Annotated in this window: 17 protein-coding genes; 15 read left to right on the forward strand and 2 right to left on the reverse strand. The window is 31.1% G+C overall.

Going from position 1 to position 18,648, the window contains the following annotated elements; translation table 11 throughout:
- The 13 genes from C7H52_RS12700 (at position 1) to C7H52_RS12760 (ending at position 14,656) form a co-directional block, all read left to right on the forward strand.
- Positions 1-627: an acetyltransferase gene (locus C7H52_RS12700; protein ID WP_106464277.1), complete on the forward strand. Its 627-nt coding sequence runs from the start codon at positions 1-3 to the stop codon at positions 625-627.
- Positions 627-1,736, forward strand: coding sequence for a dTDP-4-amino-4,6-dideoxygalactose transaminase (rffA, locus tag C7H52_RS12705; RefSeq protein WP_106464278.1), 1,110 nt, complete (start codon positions 627-629; stop codon positions 1,734-1,736). Before C7H52_RS12700 ends, rffA begins: the two co-directional genes overlap by 1 nt.
- The gene (locus tag C7H52_RS12710; protein ID WP_106464279.1) at positions 1,737-3,011 is read left to right on the forward strand and encodes a hypothetical protein; all 1,275 of its coding nucleotides are present in this window, start codon (positions 1,737-1,739) and stop codon (positions 3,009-3,011) included.
- A gap of 1 nt (position 3,012) precedes the next feature.
- Complete coding sequence (locus tag C7H52_RS12715; RefSeq protein WP_317045580.1) at positions 3,013-4,167, forward strand: glycosyltransferase family 4 protein; 1,155 nt, start codon at positions 3,013-3,015, stop codon at positions 4,165-4,167.
- Positions 4,168-4,225: 58 nt separating this feature from the next.
- Positions 4,226-5,113, forward strand: a complete 888-nt coding sequence (locus C7H52_RS12720; RefSeq protein ID WP_221405040.1) for an O-fucosyltransferase family protein — start codon at positions 4,226-4,228, stop codon at positions 5,111-5,113.
- Positions 5,113-6,666: a glycosyltransferase family 2 protein gene (locus C7H52_RS12725; RefSeq protein ID WP_106464281.1), complete on the forward strand. Its 1,554-nt coding sequence runs from the start codon at positions 5,113-5,115 to the stop codon at positions 6,664-6,666. The genes C7H52_RS12720 and C7H52_RS12725 overlap by 1 nt, the downstream gene beginning before the upstream one ends.
- Entirely contained in the window at positions 6,659-7,678 is a 1,020-nt protein-coding gene (locus C7H52_RS12730) for an exostosin domain-containing protein (protein WP_106464282.1), read from the forward strand. Before C7H52_RS12725 ends, C7H52_RS12730 begins: the two co-directional genes overlap by 8 nt.
- A 5-nt stretch (positions 7,679-7,683) precedes the next feature.
- The gene (locus C7H52_RS12735) at positions 7,684-8,676 is read left to right on the forward strand and encodes a glycosyltransferase family 2 protein (protein WP_106464331.1); all 993 of its coding nucleotides are present in this window, start codon (positions 7,684-7,686) and stop codon (positions 8,674-8,676) included.
- Positions 8,676-9,791, forward strand: coding sequence for a glycosyltransferase (locus tag C7H52_RS12740; protein WP_106464283.1), 1,116 nt, complete (start codon positions 8,676-8,678; stop codon positions 9,789-9,791). The genes C7H52_RS12735 and C7H52_RS12740 overlap by 1 nt, the downstream gene beginning before the upstream one ends.
- Entirely contained in the window at positions 9,791-10,858 is a 1,068-nt protein-coding gene (locus C7H52_RS12745) for a glycosyltransferase (RefSeq protein WP_106464284.1), read from the forward strand. The genes C7H52_RS12740 and C7H52_RS12745 overlap by 1 nt, the downstream gene beginning before the upstream one ends.
- Position 10,859: 1 nt before the next feature.
- Positions 10,860-12,215, forward strand: a complete 1,356-nt coding sequence (locus C7H52_RS12750; RefSeq protein WP_106464285.1) for an O-antigen ligase family protein — start codon at positions 10,860-10,862, stop codon at positions 12,213-12,215.
- Entirely contained in the window at positions 12,169-13,179 is a 1,011-nt protein-coding gene (locus tag C7H52_RS12755) for a glycosyltransferase family 4 protein (protein ID WP_106464286.1), read from the forward strand. Before C7H52_RS12750 ends, C7H52_RS12755 begins: the two co-directional genes overlap by 47 nt.
- Positions 13,180-13,258: 79 nt before the next feature.
- The gene (locus tag C7H52_RS12760; RefSeq protein ID WP_317045581.1) at positions 13,259-14,656 is read left to right on the forward strand and encodes a sugar transferase; all 1,398 of its coding nucleotides are present in this window, start codon (positions 13,259-13,261) and stop codon (positions 14,654-14,656) included.
- 55 nt (positions 14,657-14,711) lie between these two features.
- On the opposite strand, the gene C7H52_RS12765 is transcribed toward C7H52_RS12760, so the two are convergent.
- Both C7H52_RS12765 and C7H52_RS12770 read right to left on the reverse strand, forming a co-directional pair.
- Positions 14,712-15,896: a lipoprotein N-acyltransferase Lnb domain-containing protein gene (locus C7H52_RS12765; RefSeq protein ID WP_106464288.1), complete on the reverse strand. Its 1,185-nt coding sequence runs from the start codon at positions 15,894-15,896 to the stop codon at positions 14,712-14,714.
- Position 15,897: 1 nt separating this feature from the next.
- Positions 15,898-16,968, reverse strand: a complete 1,071-nt coding sequence (locus C7H52_RS12770) for a putative type IX sorting system protein PorV2 (RefSeq protein ID WP_106464289.1) — start codon at positions 16,966-16,968, stop codon at positions 15,898-15,900.
- Between the two features lie 123 nt (positions 16,969-17,091).
- On the opposite strand from C7H52_RS12770, the gene C7H52_RS12775 reads away from it, so the two are divergent.
- Positions 17,092-17,838 carry a CDP-alcohol phosphatidyltransferase family protein gene (locus C7H52_RS12775; RefSeq protein WP_106464290.1) on the forward strand — a complete coding sequence of 249 codons (747 nt, stop codon included), beginning with the start codon at positions 17,092-17,094 and terminating at the stop codon, positions 17,836-17,838.
- Between the two features lie 7 nt (positions 17,839-17,845).
- On the forward strand, positions 17,846-18,643 hold the full coding sequence (locus C7H52_RS12780) for a TerC family protein (RefSeq protein ID WP_106464291.1): 798 nt from the start codon (positions 17,846-17,848) through the stop codon (positions 18,641-18,643).
- The last annotated feature ends 5 nt before the right edge of the window (positions 18,644-18,648 follow it).

The raw sequence follows: 18,648 nt of genomic DNA on the forward strand, positions 1-18,648 counted from the left end.
ATGAAACGATTAGCCATTATTGCTTCTGGAGATTTAGGACAACAAATAGCCTATCATGCCACTCAAGATAAACAGTTTGATGTTGTAGGCTTTTTTGATGATTATGCAAATCCAGAAACTTCTAAAAACACCATTTTGGGAACTGTGGAAGATATTGAGCGTGTGTATAAAGCAAATAGGTTCGATGAACTTATTATTGCTATTGGTTATAAGCACTTTGAAATAAGAGCCCAGCTTTTTACTAGATTTAGAAATAAAATACCATTTGCAACATTTATACATTCATCATGTTATGTAGATGAATCTTGTAAAATAGGTAGTGGGGTGTGTTTATTTCCAGGGTCTGTTTTAGATGCTAATGTAGAAATACAAAATAATGTACTTGTAAATGTTGCTTGTACAATAGCTCACGATTCTATAATTGGTTCACACACGTTTCTGTCACCAAGAGTTGCAATTGCTGGTTTTGTAACAATAGGAGAAAATTGTAATATAGGTATTAACAGTACTATAATAGATTGTATTAAAATAATTAATGGAACCCAAATAGGAGGCGGAACTGTTGTGATTTCTAATATAGAAAAGAAAGGACTTTATGTAGGGAACCCATCTAGATTTATAAGATAATGATACCATTTAATAAACCTTTTTTAACAGGGAAAGAAACTCAGTATATTGAAGATGCCGTAAAACGTTTAAAAATTTCTGGTAATGGAGATTATACTAAAGAATGTCATAATTTTTTTGAACAACAGTATGGCTTTAAAAAGTGTCTTTTAACCACGTCTTGCACAGATGCTCTTGAAATGTGTGCAATTTTAGCAGATATAAAGCCAGGCGATGAGGTAATTATACCAAGTTATACTTTTGTATCTACTGCAATCGCTTTTATACGTCAAGGAGCAAAAGTAGTTTTTGCTGATTCTTATAGCGATAATCCTAATATAGATGCTAGCCAAATAGAAGCATTAATTAATTCAAAAACCAAAGCAATTGTGCCAGTGCATTATGCTGGAGTTGCTTGCGATATGGATGCTATTATGGACATTGCAAACCGATATGATTTGCTTGTTATTGAAGACGCCGCACAAGCGATAACATCTAGGTACAAAGGGAAATATTTGGGGTCTATAGGACATATGGCTGCTTTTTCCTTCCATGAAACTAAAAATGTAATTGCTGGAGAAGGTGGATTACTCGCTATAAATGATGATAGGTTTGTAAACAGAGCAGAGATTATTTGGGAAAAGGGAACCAATCGTGCGGAGTTTTTTAGGGGTGAAGTTAATAAATATGGTTGGGTTGATATTGGCTCATCATTTTTACCTTCGGAAATTATATCGGCATTCTTGTGGGCACAATTAGAGAACATTGAAACTATACAATCAAAAAGATTACAACATTGGCATTATTATAATAACCAATTGAAAGAGTGGGCTGAAACTAAAGGAATAAAGTTAATGCCTACACCACTTGAAGAAACAAATAATGCCCATATGTATTATATTGTTTGCAATTCTATAGAACAGCGAACCAGCTTAATAGCGCATTTAAAAGCTAACAGCATCTATGCTGTATTTCATTATTTAAGCTTGCATGCAAGTGACTATTATAAAGATAAACATGATGGACGAGAATTAGAAAATAGTGACTATTTTACAAACCACTTATTACGCCTACCAATGTTTTATGAATTGCCTGTTGAGGAAGTTGTAAAATGTTTAAAATCTTTTTAAATGCAAATCTTAAAAAAAAAATATTTATTAATTCTTTTTAGCATTTCATGGTTAATAAAAATTATTCATAGTAATAAAAACTTCTCACCTTTAAATGTTACAGACCCAGATAATTACTTTATTTCGTTCAATTTTTTTTTAAAAAACAGCTATTACGAAATAATGGCTAATGGGTCAAGTTATTTGTTTAACCTTGTAAATTATTTGTTCTATACGTTAACAAAAAACATTAGTGTTTCTTTTTTTTTAACAAATTTAATTTCAGAGATTTTATTGATATTTTTTGGATTAAAAATTTTACAACTTGTTAACCAAAAGCATCATTCAAAATATGCAGCTACTATTGGTTTAATTTACCTCTTTAATACTTTAGATTTAAATGATTATCAGCATTCTAATAACGATGTATTCCAAGCTGTATTTATTGCCTTAGCAGTATTGTTTTTACTTAAACAGTGTTATTATAAAGGTTTTAAAAAAGCATATTATATATATTCAGCTATATTAATTTCATTATGTACTTTAATTAGACCAACATCTTTAGTTGTTATAGTAATGGCTATTTCAGCTGTTTTTTTTATTGAATATTTTAAGAAGTCAAATGTAATCCAAGGAAGTAAGCATTTTATGTTTTTTTTAATTCCATTAATTTTATTGGTTAGTTTGTTTCACTTTCCATCGATAAAAGAGCATAATAGGTTGGGGTTTTATAATAAAAGTAATTCTTCTAATAATTGGGTTCAAAGAAATTATTTAGGAACAAAACGTATGCAGAATGGGGAACTTCCAATTCATAAAAATTCCATTTTTAGAGATACAAAATTCAGTGACGTTAATGTTTATTTAGCAGAACATGGATCTGAAAGCTTACCTAAAACTCAAGGTGAATTTCTTAAAAGAGATCCTGTTTTATCAGGTCTGATATTTGGTTATAATTTACTTTTCACCTTTACTAAAAGTTTTAGATATTATGGATTATTAATTTTATTACCGTTACTTTATTTATTACTAAAGCCATATTTAAATCCACAAAAATGGTTAGTCTATTTGTGGATTATTATTATAGGTACAATATGTTTTATACCATTTACTTTAATGGAATATAGATGGTACACAGGATATGATATTATATTTGCATTAGCTATATTTACATCAGTTATATATTTTGAAAAAACCAAATATTCTAATTTCTTACGGTACACAGTAAACACCTCTTTAATTTTAGTAACCATCTTTAACTTACTACTTGCTTTCGTAATTAGTTCAAATTATTAAAATGTTGCACATCGCTTACCTTACATCAGAATATCCAAGTTCTCGCGTTAAACACGCAGCAGGAATTGCGACCAGCATTAAAAATCTTGCTGTAACTTTAGTTAAGAAAGGAGTGAGAGTGAGTATTTTTGTGTATCACCAAAATGAAGACGCGGTTTATATGGAAGAAGGTGTTCACATTCATCTTATAAAAACCCGAGTCTATACATTTGCAACCTTTTATAAGTACCGAAAATTCCTTCAGAAGTATTTAAACAATGCAATTTTAGAGCAAAATATTGATCTTGTAGAAGCTCCAGATTGGACAGGAATTACTGCTTTTATGAAATTAAAAGCGCCGCTTATTATTCGATTTCATGGAAGTGATGCCTATTTCTGTAAATTAGATGGTCGAAAACAGAAATTTAAAAATTTCATGTTTGAAAAGTTAGCACTAAATAGAGCAAAAGCCTATATAGCACCAACCAGCTATGCAGGTGAGGAAACAGCTAAGATATTTGGATTAGACCGAAGAAAAATAAAAACAATTCATTACGGTTTACAACTAGAACAGTTTAATAATGAAAAGCCTTTAGACTATATAAACCAAAGTTTGCTTTATATTGGAACAATCATTCGAAAAAAAGGTGTTTTTGAGCTGGCTGAAATTTTTAATACAATTATTGAAACAACTCCGAATGCAAGCTTAACTCTAATTGGAGGCGATTCTAAAGATATTAAAACTGGCGAAGCTTCAACTTATAAATTGATAGAACAAATCTTCTCTAAAGCAGCCTTAAAACAGGTTAATTATTTAGGGAAAATACCTTATGCAGAGGTACAAAACCACATTAAAAAGGCACATGTTTGTGTATTTCCTAGTTTTGCCGAAACCTTAGGCATGGTCACTATAGAAAGTATGGCTTTACAAAAACCAGTGGTAAATACCAATATAGGCTGGGCGCAAGAACTTATAGTCCATGAGAAGAATGGTTTTTTGGTGCATCCAACAGATATTAATACCTATGCCAAACACATTTTAAATCTTTTTACTGCTAAAGAACTAGGTCACACAATTGGTGCTGAAGCAAGGAAACACGTAGAAGGTAAGTTTGATATAACAAAGCTAGCATCCATAAATATAGACTACTATAAGTCGATTATTGCAAATGCTTAAACGTTTAAAAACATATTTAGGGCAGCAACGAAGAAATTTCAAATTAATGAAATTTCACATGAAGCAATCTAAATCTAAACATCCAGATGCAAACAAACGAATTATTGTTTGTTTTAACGGACAGGTACCTCATGGTGGCTTGGTAGATAGACTTAAGGGGATAATCTCTTTCTATGATGTAGCACGACAATTAAATTACGATTTTTTTATACAGTTTAGTCATCCGTTTAATTTAGACTTATTTCTAGAACCCAATGCTTTTGAATGGCGCATCGATGAAACTGAAACTGGATTGTCTAAGACTACTCAGTTGATTAATGTTATCAATCAATTTGATTTAGATCCACTAGAACTTATAAAATCTTCGTCAAAACAAACATTTTTGGTTTATGCAAACATCGATTATCTGTCTAAAACCAACCCAACTAAAAGTGGTAAAGCGTTAGAGCATCTATGGCGTACTCATTTTAACCATTTATTTAAACAATCATCACAACTTAAGAAAGCATTGTTAGATTTAGAACCAGAACCCTATATTAGTATCCATACCCGATTTACTAGCATTATGGGCGACTTTCAGGACTCAACCTCTCTCATTATTTCAGAAGAAGAACGTACAGTGTTATTAGAGCAATTAAAGGTTAAAATAGATTACATTCAATCTACTCATGTCGAGAAAGTATACGTATTCTCGGACAGTAGTTTGTTTTTATCTTATGCATTGCAAAATACAACTACTCAAACAGTAAAAGGAACACCTTTCCATATGGATAGTTATACATCTCAGGCTGAAATTGAAGCACATTTAAAAACATTAGTAGATTTCTTTATGATTGCTGAAAGTCAAAACGTTTATTTTTTAAAAATTAACCCGATGTATTCCAGTGCTTTTTCCAAATATGCAGCTATTATAGGAAACAAACCATTTATAAAAATTGAGGCTTAATGATTATTGTAACTCATAATTATAAAGAGGTTAAACAGGTTTTAAACGCAAATTTAAAACCTGTAGCTATCAATTTTAAATCTCAAAATAATATTACCGCTTGTGTTATTGCTTTAGCTGAGAAATTTAAAAATGAGTTAATTGTCTGGTGCCATGAAGATTTAATAAATAGTCTACAGGTTGAAAAATTATCGGATATATTTCATCACCAATATGTTTTAGCTACTTTTAATACAGATGATAGCTATTATTCATCTGATAAGATTGAATATTTAGAACGTTCTATTTGTTTAAAATTTGGCAAAGCAAATACTTACGGGACTTATCTCATGTCTAGTCAAGTAGGAGCAATGCATGCTCAAACCATTCTAAAACTACAACAAGCGTTAAATAAAAATAAGTCTTTTACTTATAATTTAAATAGTATAGCTAAAAACTATCAAATTGAAGGACTTTATTGTTATTCGGAACCTAAATTATTGCATCCAAATTATAAATTAGTAGAAGAAGTTAAGATATCCAACTCAGAACTTTTTTGTTTTGTACGAGAACATTATAAATGGGTTTGGTCTTGGATATTACTACTAAATCTTATAGTTTTTGAAAGAAAAATACCCTTAATAGCTTTTCTGCGCAGTTGTTTTATAAAACAAAAAGAAATTTTAAAGTCATTTAACACAACTAAAATAAACTCTCAGAAAGCAGATCAATTACATAAACACATTGATGTTGTTATTCCGACTATAGGGAGAAAATCATACCTTTTAAATGTTTTAGAAGATTTAAAACAACAGACTATACTACCAAAACAGGTTATTATTGTAGAGCAAAATGGTGATAGGAATCAATCTTCAGAATTAGATTATTTAAGTAATCAAGAATGGCCATTTAAAATAACACATAAGTTTACACACACTTTAGGGGTTTGTAATGCCAGAAATAGTGCACTGCAACATTTAGAACATGAATGGGTTTTTTTTGCGGATGATGATATTAGATTTTCTGCGTCTTTATTTGAAGATACTTTTGAAAAAATTACTGATACAGGCTCTCAAGCCATAAATTATTCATGTTTACAGCCAAATCAAAAACAGAACTATAACAAAACAGGACAAACATTTATTTTTGGTTCTGGTTCAAGCTTCGTTAAAGCAAGTATAGCCAAACAAATAAATTTTGATACAGCATTTGAATTTGGTTTTGGAGAAGATACAGATTATGGTGCTAAAATAAGACAACTTGGTTACGATATTACCTTTGCTCCAGAACTGCATTTAACCCATTTAAAAGCGCCAATAGGTGGTTTTAGACAGCCAATACCAAAATTATGGAATAACAGTACCATACAGCCTAAACCATCGCCTACCATGCTAGTGTTGTTTTATAAACATTTTACAACAAAGCAAATTAAAGGTTACAAACTCTTTTTGTTTATTAAAATGTACGGAAAAAATAACCCTTTACTTATCTTTCGAAATTTGAAAAAATTCAGAAAATCTTGGGATAAAAGTGTATTTTATGCCAAACAATTAAGTCAGACCATTAATGCTTAAACTTTATACAGATCAAAACTTTATTAATGAAACTTACAGGAAGCAGTTGTTTCCTCTATTGTTTGATATCTGTATATTAAAAAACGACGCTTTAAAGGATTATTATGCTTTAGAAACTGATATTGCTAAAGCAGATGTTGTTGTGTTTCCCATTCATTTTAATGCTTTTGTAAAACATAAAGTTGCCTATACAAGGTTAAAAGCGTGTGCAGAGCAACATAACAAACCGGTTTGGATTTACACCTCAGGAGATTTTGGTTATACTTTAAAACCGGATTATATCACTTTTAGGTTAAGTGGTTATGCGTCTCGATTAAGTAGCAACACAGTAATTATTCCATCCTTTATAAATGATCCTTATTTAAAACTAAATAAAAGCTTTTTTACTGTCCATAAAACAGAACAGCCTACTATTGGTTTTGTTGGTCATGCTCAAAGTGGATTAAAAAAATGGGCTAAAGAATGGTTTGTTTATCTTAAAACTCAAGCAAGAATTATATTAACTCATGAAAAAAGTGATTTGAATCCTTTTTATCCTTCTGGTTATAATCGCGCTAAGTATTTAAAACACTTAGAACATTGCCCAACATTATCCACTAATTTTATATATAGGACTCATTATAGAGCAGGTGTAAATTCCACTATAGCTAAAGAACAAACGAGTTTAGAGTTTTACAAAAATATGAGTGAAAACGGATATACCTTCTGTATACGAGGTGCAGGAAATTTTTCGGTACGTTTTTATGAAACTTTAGCGATGGGAAGAATACCAGTGCTTATTAATACAGATTGTAAATTACCTTTAGAAGATCTTATAGATTGGCATAAACATGCTGTAATACTAGAAGAGAAGGATATTTTTAATATTGAAGATAAGTTACAAGCTTTTCACCAGTCTTTAACCCATGAAGAATTTATAAGTTTACAGCAACGAAATCGTAATTTATGGTTAAACCGGTTGGAACGGGTTTCATTTTTTAAAACGATACAGCAACATTATAACACAGTATGAATTCAATGCACTTTACATTAATAATTTGTACTTATATGCGTGCTAAGCCGCTTTGCACGTTATTAGACTCTGTAGAGCAACAAAGTTGTTACCCTAACGATATTATTATTGTTGATGGTTCTAAAAATGAAGATACGCGCCAACTTTTAAAAACAAAAAACTATAAAAATTTACGTTATTTTTTGGTAGATGATGTTAATCGTGGTTTAACAAAACAGCGAAATTTTGGTATATCTAAGCTTTCGACGACTACGGAAATTGTTTGTTTTTTAGATGATGATACGATTTTAGATAAAGATTATTTTAAACAGCTTCTAAATACCTATACGCTATATCCTGAAGCTTTAGGCGTTGGTGGATATATTACCAATGAAGTCAAGTGGGAAAAAAGTGACGCTAAAAACAATCCAAACAAATTTTATTATGATGGCTTTATGCGTAACGAGCCAAGCCGATTTAAACTAAGACGAAAATTTGGCTTAGCGCCAGACACCAGACCTGGAAATTTGCCTAGCTTTTCGCACGGAAGATCTATTAGTTTTTTACCACCAAGCGGTAAAATATATGAAGTAGAACAGCTTATGGGTGGCGTATCGTCTTTTAGAACAGAGGTCTTTAATATCCAAAAATTTTCTACTTATTTTGAAGGTTATGGTTTGTATGAAGATGCCGATTTTACATTACGTTTGTCTAAAAAAGGACCACTTTACGTCAATACAAACGCTAACTTAGAGCATTATCATGAGGCTTCAGGACGACCAAATCAGTACCATTACGGTAAAATGGTTATTCGGAACGGTTGGTATGTGTGGCGTGTTAAACATGCAAAACCAACTATTAAAGCAGTCTTTAAATGGCATTTTACTGCATTTCTGTTAACATTGTTACGTGCCTCTAATATCGTCACTTCAAATAAAAAGAAAGAAGCCTTTACTGAAACTTTAGGAAGACTGGCGGGTTGGTTATCTTTGTGGTTTAATTCTCCAAAAACACACTAATGCGCTTTTTAATTATTTCTCACGCAACCCATAAAAAGGAATCGGGACAATTATATGCTTATGCACCGTATGTAAGGGAGATGAATTTATGGCTTAAGTATGTAGATTCTGTTGAGGTTGTTGCGCCATTAGTTAATTCTGAGATAGGTAAAATAGATTTGGCATATCGTCATACTACACTAAAATTTACAAAAATCCCTGAAATTTCGTTAACCTCTGTTGTTAACATGATACGTTCGCTTTTAGTATTACCATTTATTTTATATCGCCTATTTGGTGCATGTCGTAGAGCAGATCATATTCATTTACGATGCCCAGGGAATATTGGCCTATTGGGGTGTTTTGTTCAGATTTTTTTTCCGAATAAAGCAAAAACGGCTAAATATGCAGGGAATTGGGACCCGAAAGCCCGACAACCCAGAAGCTACAGATTGCAAAAGTATATTTTGAGTCATACTGCTTTAACAAAAAACATGACCGTTTTGGTTTACGGGCAATGGAAGAATCAGACCAGAAATATTCGTTCTTTTTTTACGGCAACTTTTAAAAATGATGAAAAAATTGCATTTAGTACTAAAGATTATACTAAGAAACTTCGTTTTTTAAGTATAGGAAGTTTGGTAGAGGGCAAGCGTCCGCTACTTAGCATTCAAATAATAGAAGCTCTTCAAAAAAAAGGTATAGATTGTTCCTTAGATCTGTTTGGCGATGGAGTTTTAAGACCAAAATTAGAAACCTATATTTCAGAACATGATTTAGAGGATATTCATATTCATGGAAATGAGACGAAAGAGACCATTAAAAGCTATTTAGAAACGAGTCATTTTTTAATATTAGCCTCAAAGTCTGAAGGTTGGCCTAAAGTTCTGGCAGAAGCTATGTTTTATGGTGTAATCCCTATATCTACAAGAATCTCCTGTGTCCCATTTATGTTAGGAGAAGGAGGTAGAGGTATACTAATAGAACCCAACTTAGGAGAAGCTACACAAGAAATTTTGAACTATTTAAAACAAAAGAATACCTTTGAGCAGATGTCTAAAAATGGTTTAGAGTGGTCTCAACACTATACTTTAGATTATTTTGAAAGCGAAATAAAAAAACTATTACAGAACTAATGCGGGTATTACAACTTATAGATTCTTTAGATGCTGGTGGTGCAGAACGTGTGGCGGTTAATTTTGCCAATGGGTTGCAGGACCACATAGATGGCTCTTATTTGTGTGTTACCAGAAAAGAAGGACTGCTAAAGACTAGCATTAAAACTGTTGAACATTATTTGTTTTTAAATAAGAAGAAAACCATAGATTTAAAGGCCTTAATTGTTTTAAAACGGTTTATTAAAAAACATCGTATAGCTATTATTCATGCGCACAGCACTTCTATTTTTACTGCGGTAATGGTAAAACTTTTGGGAGCACGAGTTAAAATTATATGGCACGATCATTATGGAAAAAGTGACTATTTAAATGAACGACCAAAATGGGCTTTAAAATTTTGTACATTTTTTATCAATTATATCTTTTCGGTAAATGATAAGTTAGTGGAGTGGTCTAAAAATGAATTAGGCTTTAAAAAGACCTCTTATTTAGAAAATTTTGTTTCCTTTTCAAATCAGCCTGTGGAAACAGTTTTAACTGGGGAAGACGGTTACAGAATTGTTTGTTTGGCAAATTTGCGTCCACAAAAGGACCATATGAATCTTATAAATGCATTTCATCTTTTTTACACGGCACATCCGAAATATAGTTTACATTTAATAGGTAAGGATTTTAATGATGACTATTCTGCTGAAATTAAACAACTTATTATAGACTTAAGACTAGAGAACGCTGTAAGTATTTACGGAAGTAGGAATGATACGTTTCAAATACTAAAACAAGCAAAAATAGCAGTATTGGCTTCAAAATCTGAAGGTCTACCTCTAGCATTATTAGAATATGGCTATATGAGTCTTCCTGTGGTATGTACCAATGTTGGTGATTGTAGTAAAGTTATTACAACTCATGAAAATGGTATACTTGTAAGTGCTCAAAATCCTCAAGAATTTGCAGAAAGCTTAGAGAATTTAGCAAGAAATCCCATTTTAGGATCTTCTTTCGGCAATTCACTACAGAAAAAGGTAAGAAATAATTTTTTATTGGAACAAATAATTACGAAAGTAATAAACGTATACAAAAAATAATATGAATTTTTCATTCTTAAGAACTATTGGATTACATGCTTTATTGGGCGTTTTTATGTATTATTTTAGGTCTTTTGGAGATATTTATTTAGTTTTAATTTTAGTTTATTTTTTTAGAAAGGCAGCTAACACGTCTGCTAACCATAAGCCTTTAATTTTTCTCTATGGCTGTGCTTATGTTGTAAGTGTAGAAGTTTTATTTAGGATGTCTGGTGGAACTATTTTTTATGAAGCTAGTAAATATGTAATAATCTTATTTTCTCTTTGTGGTATTTATGAAAGAGGAATTAATGTTAAAAGTTTTGCTTATATTTTTTATCTTTTTCTTTTAATACCTGGAGTTTATATCACTCTTTATGAAGTGGATTATGGATTAAATGTTAGGAAGGCAATCGCATTTAATTTGAGTGGACCTTATTGTTTAGGTATAGCAGCAATTTTTACATTTGGTCTGAGAATTTCTAAAAAAGAAATGTTAAATCTTTTAAGACACTTTCTATATCCATTAATAAGCATTTTAACGTATTTATTTGTATTCAATCCGAATGTTTCAGAAGTAGTAGGTGGTACAGGTTCTAATTTTTCAACATCTGGTGGTTTTGGGCCTAATCAGGTAGCTACAGTATTAGGAATAGCAATGTTTATCATGACAATAAAGTTCTTTTATTATAGTAAAAATAATTTTGATAAAATATTGGACTTAATATTATTTGTTTTATTTTCTTTCAGGGCTATAGTGACCTTTAGTCGAGGAGGAGTTATTACAGCTATTTTGATGATTTTGTCATTTTTGTTTTTTTTATTTTTAACTACAAATGGTAAACAAAAAAGAAGTATTGCAATTTCTGGACTAGTTTTCGTTATTGTTGGCTATATAATCTGGAGTATATCTACAATACAAACTAATGGTTATATTGAAAATAGATATGCTAATGAAAATGCTAGAGGAATAAAAAAAGAAGATATATCTACAGGTAGGAGTGATTTATTTGCATTTGAGTTAAAAGAATTTGTAGAAAACCCTTTTTTTGGAATTGGTGTTGGAAGAGTTAAGCAAGTACGTTTTGAACGTTCAGGTTTACACGTGGCATCACATAATGAAATGAGTAGAATAATCGCAGAACATGGTTTACTTGGTTTAATCGCCTTTAGTATCATTTTGATTGTTCCATTATTTTTTCATTTAAAGCATAGAAGAAACATATTTTTCTTTCCATTTTATATCTTTTGGTTTTTAACCATAAATCATTCCTCTATGCGTATTGCAGCACCAGCATTTATCTATGCGCTAACTTTACTAAACTATACAAATGAAAACCCTACTTTACATAGGCAACAAGCTATCGCAGAAGAATAAGACGCTTACCACTATTGAAACTTTGGGTAGAGGCTTAGAGGAGTTGGGGTATAGGCTTATTTACGCGTCATCTAAACAAAATAAGGTTTTGAGATTGTGGGATATGATTTGTGTATTAATAACACAGTTCCGAAAGGTTGATTATGTTTTAATAGACACTTATAGTACCTCTAATTTTTATTATGCTTTAATAATAAGCCAGTTATGCAGGGTTTTTAAGCTTAACTATATTCCAATACTTCATGGAGGTAATTTACCAGAGCGCTTAAACTCCAACCCTAAATTAAGTGAGCTTATTTTTAATAACGCTTATAAAAATGTAGCGCCATCAAATTATACTAAAGATGCTTTTAAGTTGAAGGGGTTTTATAATATAGAGGTTATTCCTAACAGTATTGATATAGATAATTATCCGGTAGTTTCTAAAAATTATGAAGACATTCAGCTGTTATGGGTACGTTCGTTTTCTAAATTATACCATCCAGAACTGGCGGTACATGTTTTAAATGAATTGAAAGGTTTAGGTTATAATGCTTCGCTTTGTATGGTTGGCCCGGATAATGACGGCTCTCTAGAGCGCACAAAATTTCTAGCACAAACCCTGAATTTAGATATAAAATTTACAGGAAAATTAGAAAAATCTGAATGGATAAACTTGTCTAAAGATTATAATTATTTTATAAATACCACGAATTTTGATAATCTCCCGGTAAGCATTATAGAAGCTATGGCTTTAGGTTTTCCTGTAATAAGTACTAATGTTGGTGGATTACCTTATTTGGTAACTTCAGAAAAAAATGGTTTGTTAGTTTCACCTAATGATGTCAAAGCCTTTACTCAAGCTATTTTAAGATTGCATCATAATACTGACTTAAGACATAAAATTATTTTAGAAGCGATTAAGACATCTAAGGAATACGATTGGAAAATTGTAAACTATAAATGGAAGGCATTATTGACTTAATATTTGCCTTTTATATACCTAAATTTAAGTATTGCCCTTTAAAATCTAATAGTGTACATTTATAGGCTTTAAATTTTAAGTGTTGACTGATAAAAAAAACATACATTTTGAGGTTTCAGAACGTAAAATTCTTTTAAGAATATTCGATGTAATCTTAATATGCTTTTCTTTTTTTATAATTAATCAGTTATTTGGTTTTTCATATTTTGAATTAGATTCTAATCACATTATAGAAAACCTAGTTTTGTTTTTCTATATCACTCTTTTCGGGACTATTTTTGAGATGTACGATTTGCAAAAATCAAGTCGTCTGGAAACCATACTCACTAGTATTATGGTCACCACATCAACCACAGTTTTGTTTTATGTGCTTACACCTTATTACACGCCATCCTTACCCGATAACCGTATACAAATCTTATATTTTTTCTTGACTATTTTTGGCACTTTGCTCATCTGGCGCTATGCGTATATCAAGCTCATTTCATCACCAAGATTTTATAAGCGAGTACTTTTAGTTGGAGAGATGTCTAATATTAGTAGTATATATAAAACATTGCAATCTGCAGATCCAAATTATGTAATTGTAGGTTATATAAATTGTGAAAATTCTGCAAATGAGGTTGACTCTGTAAATGATATCTTAGAGTTTAAACCTAATCAATTAATTGAAGTTATTAAAAAAGAAGCTATCTCAGAGGTCGTTATAGCCACCTATAATTCGGAAGCTATTACATCAAAATTGTACGAGGATTTGTTACTACTTCTTGAGAGCGGATTTCCTATTAAAGAATATACTCAGGCTTATGAGGATATGATGTTTCGTGTTCCGGTTCAATTTGTAGGTAAAGATTTTTATAAATATTTCCCTTTTAGTAGAAATAATCAAAACCGACTTTATTTAGCGAGCAGGAGATTTTTAGATGTATTGATTGCAATTGTGGGGCTATGTTTTTCAGTCATTTTTCTACCTATAGTTTTAATAGGAAACCTATTAGCTAACAGAGGTCCAATGCTTTACACGCAATTACGAGTTGGTAAAAATGCTAAGCCATTTAAAATTTATAAGCTAAGATCTATGATTGTTAATGCAGAAGAGCATGGTGCAGTCTGGGCTACAAAAAATGATAAACGTGTCACTAAATTTGGTCGTTTTTTAAGAAAATCGAGGTTAGACGAATTACCTCAATTTTATAATATACTAAAAGGAGATATGAGTGTTATTGGACCAAGACCAGAACGTCCTAAGTTTGTGAAAGAATTGTCTCATAATATTCCATTTTACCAGACCCGACATATTGTGAAACCAGGTTTAACAGGTTGGGCACAAGTAAAATCCCGCTATGGTTCTAGTTTGGATGATAGTCTGGTAAAGCTTCAGTATGATTTGTATTATATTAAACACCGAAGTTTTTTACTAGATTTAAATATTATTTTTAAAACGCTAAGTACCGTTGTGTTTTATAGAGGACAGTAATTAGTCTTCAGTCTTCAGTTATCAATTATCACTAATTAAATATTGATTCGGAAATTTAAGATTTAAGCTGTCTTTTTTTAGAATAGTAGAAAAGGTAAGTGAATCTTGCAAACAAAGCTATAATTAAAGGGAAAAGAGAAGGAGCGAAGCGTTGTACACCAACCATCCAATGAAATATCATTAAAACCAGCATAAGTATTAAAAACATCACATATTTTTGAAACTTTAGAGACAAACGGTTTCGGCTTATGCTTATTAAGGCTACTAAATTTAAAGGCATTGCCCATAATAAATTATAGTTATAAGCCGTCATGTCGTGATCTGTCCAAAACCATAGCAAGAGTAAAATAACACCTATTAATCCTGTTAAACCAAAGATGATAATATCTAAACTCTTTGTAAGCTTTAATTGTTTATAGTCATTATAAGTTATAAATAAAATAATTAAACTTAAAATACCTAAAACGGCAAATGGTCCGGTGACGTAAGTTAATAATTGAGTTTCACTATTATTTTTAGCTTCGTACAGCACACGAGTATTTGCAACTAAAGGTATGTTATTCGTTTTAGTAGCTTCAGAAAAAAACACTGAAATATACTCTGGTAAAAACATATAGTCATAGGGTTTTGCCTTTTGGTCTATAATAGATCCCAAAGCTAAATCTATCCCAAAACTTCCCCAAGAATTATAATCTAAATTATCCTGTATAAGCGTTCTAAATGTTTTTTCTTGTAATGACTTAGGTGTGTTGTAGGTTATCTGCTTATTTAAAGCAGTGTTTGTAACATCCCTAATTTTTGTAGCACAATTGTCAAAAAAGAAATCATACAGGTAAGCTCTGTTTTCGGGATTGTAATTGTTAATAAGGTAGTTGTAAAAAGCCTGTTTTTCTTCAAAGGTTAAGTTTAAAACTTGCTCTTTAACAGTTCTGTTATAGTAAGTGTAGGTGTATAAAAACGAGTCGAAATTTGTTTTACCCATAAGGTAGTTTAATTTGCCCTGCGCAAATTTTAAGTAAAAATTTGGTGTATCGAAATCATATCTACCGTAATCAAAAACAATATCTTCCAATCCGTTTTTAATTCGAAAAGCACTGTGGCCAAAACTATCATTTAAATTTTCTCCGGGTCCAATAGTAAGGACACTAATTTGTGCATCGGAACTTAAAGGGGGAAACTGGGCTAAACTTTTTTGTAGAGTAAAAAGAAAAAGACCAATAATTAAATAGTAAATTCTCATCTTATCTAAATAAACTAAAATCTACTTTTAAAGAAAATACGTTAGAATATAAAGCAATACTCTGGTCTCCAATATCTGTAAAGGCATAATCTACTTCAATACCTTTATATTTAAACCCAACACCTAAACTAGGCTGGAAAGTAGTGGTTTCAGAGTTGTCTAGTTGTCTTTCGGTTTGAAAATTCCCAACACCAGTTCTTAAGAAAATCATATCTATATAACCAAACTCAAATCCTAAAGCCGGATTTATACTGGCAAAAGAGGTCGAAATAATATCATTATTCTGTTCAAAACGAACGTTTAAGTCAAACTCTGCCTCAAGACTGTAATCGTATCTAAACACATATTTTTTACTAACTCCTAACTGTAATTTTGGAATGGTAATTTCTGAAGTTTCTGGAAGTTCTTGGTTTTGTCCTTCAATAGCATCTTGTATTCTGGCAATTGCTTCATCATTAAAAGACCACGAATTAAAAGTTGTTGTAATGTCTCGTGCCATAACGCCAAACTTCCAATTATTGTCATTTTCAAACTGAATAGCCGCATCTAATCCAAATCCCCAAGACGAAGCGAAGTCTCCAATAATACGTCTAATCACTTTAGCATTTACACCATAACGTAAACCTTCAATAGGTAAATTACGGGCATAAGAAAAGGTTAAGCCATAATCGGCTGTAGAAAATAAATTAATACGGTCGTAATTTACATTTCCCTGGTCGTCAATAAGCTCTGTAGTATCTAGAATGTCATCCACCGCAAAACGAATTAAACTAATACCAAAAGCACTGTCGTTATCTAATGGCATTGCAAACGCAGCATAATCGTAGTTTGCAATATTTGCAAAGTAACTACTGTGCATTAATGCAAGCTGCTTATCTTCCAGTTTGGTAAGCCCAGCAGGATTCCAATATCCAGAATTAACGTCGTTGGTTTTGGCCACAACAGCGTTACTCATGCCTAAAGCGGCTGCATCTACACCAATATTCATAAATTCATTAGAATATTTACGTGTGGCTTGCGCATTAGCTGTAAAACAGAAAAGTAAACTTAAAATGCAATAAAAAAATTTCAATAGCTTATTTTTTACAAAGATGATATATTTTTTCAATATAATAAACTTAAAAAGTGAATGTATATTGTACTAGTATGGTATTGGTCGTAATTAGTTTGTTATTTTTACAAAAAAATCAATTCTATGTCTGTTAAAGCTCATATTCCAAATATCATTACGCTGCTTAATTTATTTTGTGGCAGTATTGCCGTTATTTTTGCTGTGCAAAGTAATTTTGTATTCGCAGCTATTTTTGTTTTTTTAGGTATATTCTTCGATTTTTTCGATGGATTTTTTGCCAGAAAACTTAATGTATCTTCTGAAATTGGATTACAGTTAGATTCTCTTGCCGATATGGTGACTAGCGGATTAGTGCCTGGAATTGTCATGTTTAAGTTAATAAGTTTAGCTATAGATGCTCCTGCTTTTGCCGAAACTACTACCGACTGGAACTCTATGTTTCATTTTAACGGTTTCAAAGTGTCTTTTTTACCTTTATTAGGTTTACTAATTACTTTGGGGTCTTGCTATCGCTTAGCAAAATTTAATTTAGATATAGAGCAACAATCTTATTTTAAAGGTTTACCAACACCAGCAAATGCGTTGCTTATATTATCGCTTCCGCTTATTATAGAGTTTCAAAACTCCAACACTATAACTACGATTATTTTAAACCCTTGGTTTTTAATAGGTTTAACTTTTTTTAGTTGCTATATTTTAAACTCTAAGGTAAAATTGTTTGCTCTTAAATTTAAAGACTATAGTTTTACAAATAATAAAGTGCGCTATATCTTTTTAATGTTATGTGTGCTTTGTCTAATTTTGTTGCATTTTGCAGCAATACCTGTAATTATTATATTTTATATTTTATTATCATTAATTTCAAAATAATTAGTACATGTTAGAATACGTTTTTACTCTATTAATGTTGGTTCTACTCCAAGCGGTATTAGGTTTCGATAATTTGCTTTATATTTCATTAGAATCTAAAAAAGCACCTTTAGAAGACCAAAAACGGGTTAGGAAAAACGGTATTTTAATAGCCATAGTACTTCGTGTAGTATTGCTTTTTGTGCTAGTATCTGTTATTGGGTATTTCCAAGAGCCATTTAGTTTTTTAACCGCAAAGTTTGGAGAAAAATTAGAATTTGCTTTTAACGGACATAGTTTAATTGTCTTATTTGGAGGTGGATTTATACTTTATACCGCTTTAAAAGAAATCTGGCATATGATTTCGATTCAGGATTTTACAAAAAATAATGAAGATCCAAAACGTATGAAAACTGCAGGAGCTGTTATTACAAGTATTGTTATTATGAATTTGGTGTTTTCATTTGATTCTATTTTAGCAGCAATAGGCTTAACCAGTGAAATTGAAAACTCTATCATAGCTTTTATTATTATGGCTATTGCTATAGTATGTAGTGGTTTATTAATGCTCTTTTTAGCCGATAGAATCTCTGTGTTTTTAGCTAAAAACCGTATGTACGAAGTATTAGGACTTTTTATTCTTTTTATTGTAGGGATTATGCTTATTACTGAAGGCGGACATTTGGCGCATATTAAAATTTTTAAAAATGAAATTGTGCCAATGAGTAAAACTACATTCTATTTTGTTATTGCTATTCTAGTGATTGTGGATGTGGTTCAAAGTCGTTACCAGAAAAAATTATTAAAAGAGAATAATAAATTATAAGGTTT

Origin of the sequence: Aurantibacter aestuarii (genome assembly GCF_003008425.1) — a bacterium.
Taxonomy (GTDB): domain Bacteria; phylum Bacteroidota; class Bacteroidia; order Flavobacteriales; family Flavobacteriaceae; genus Aurantibacter; species Aurantibacter aestuarii.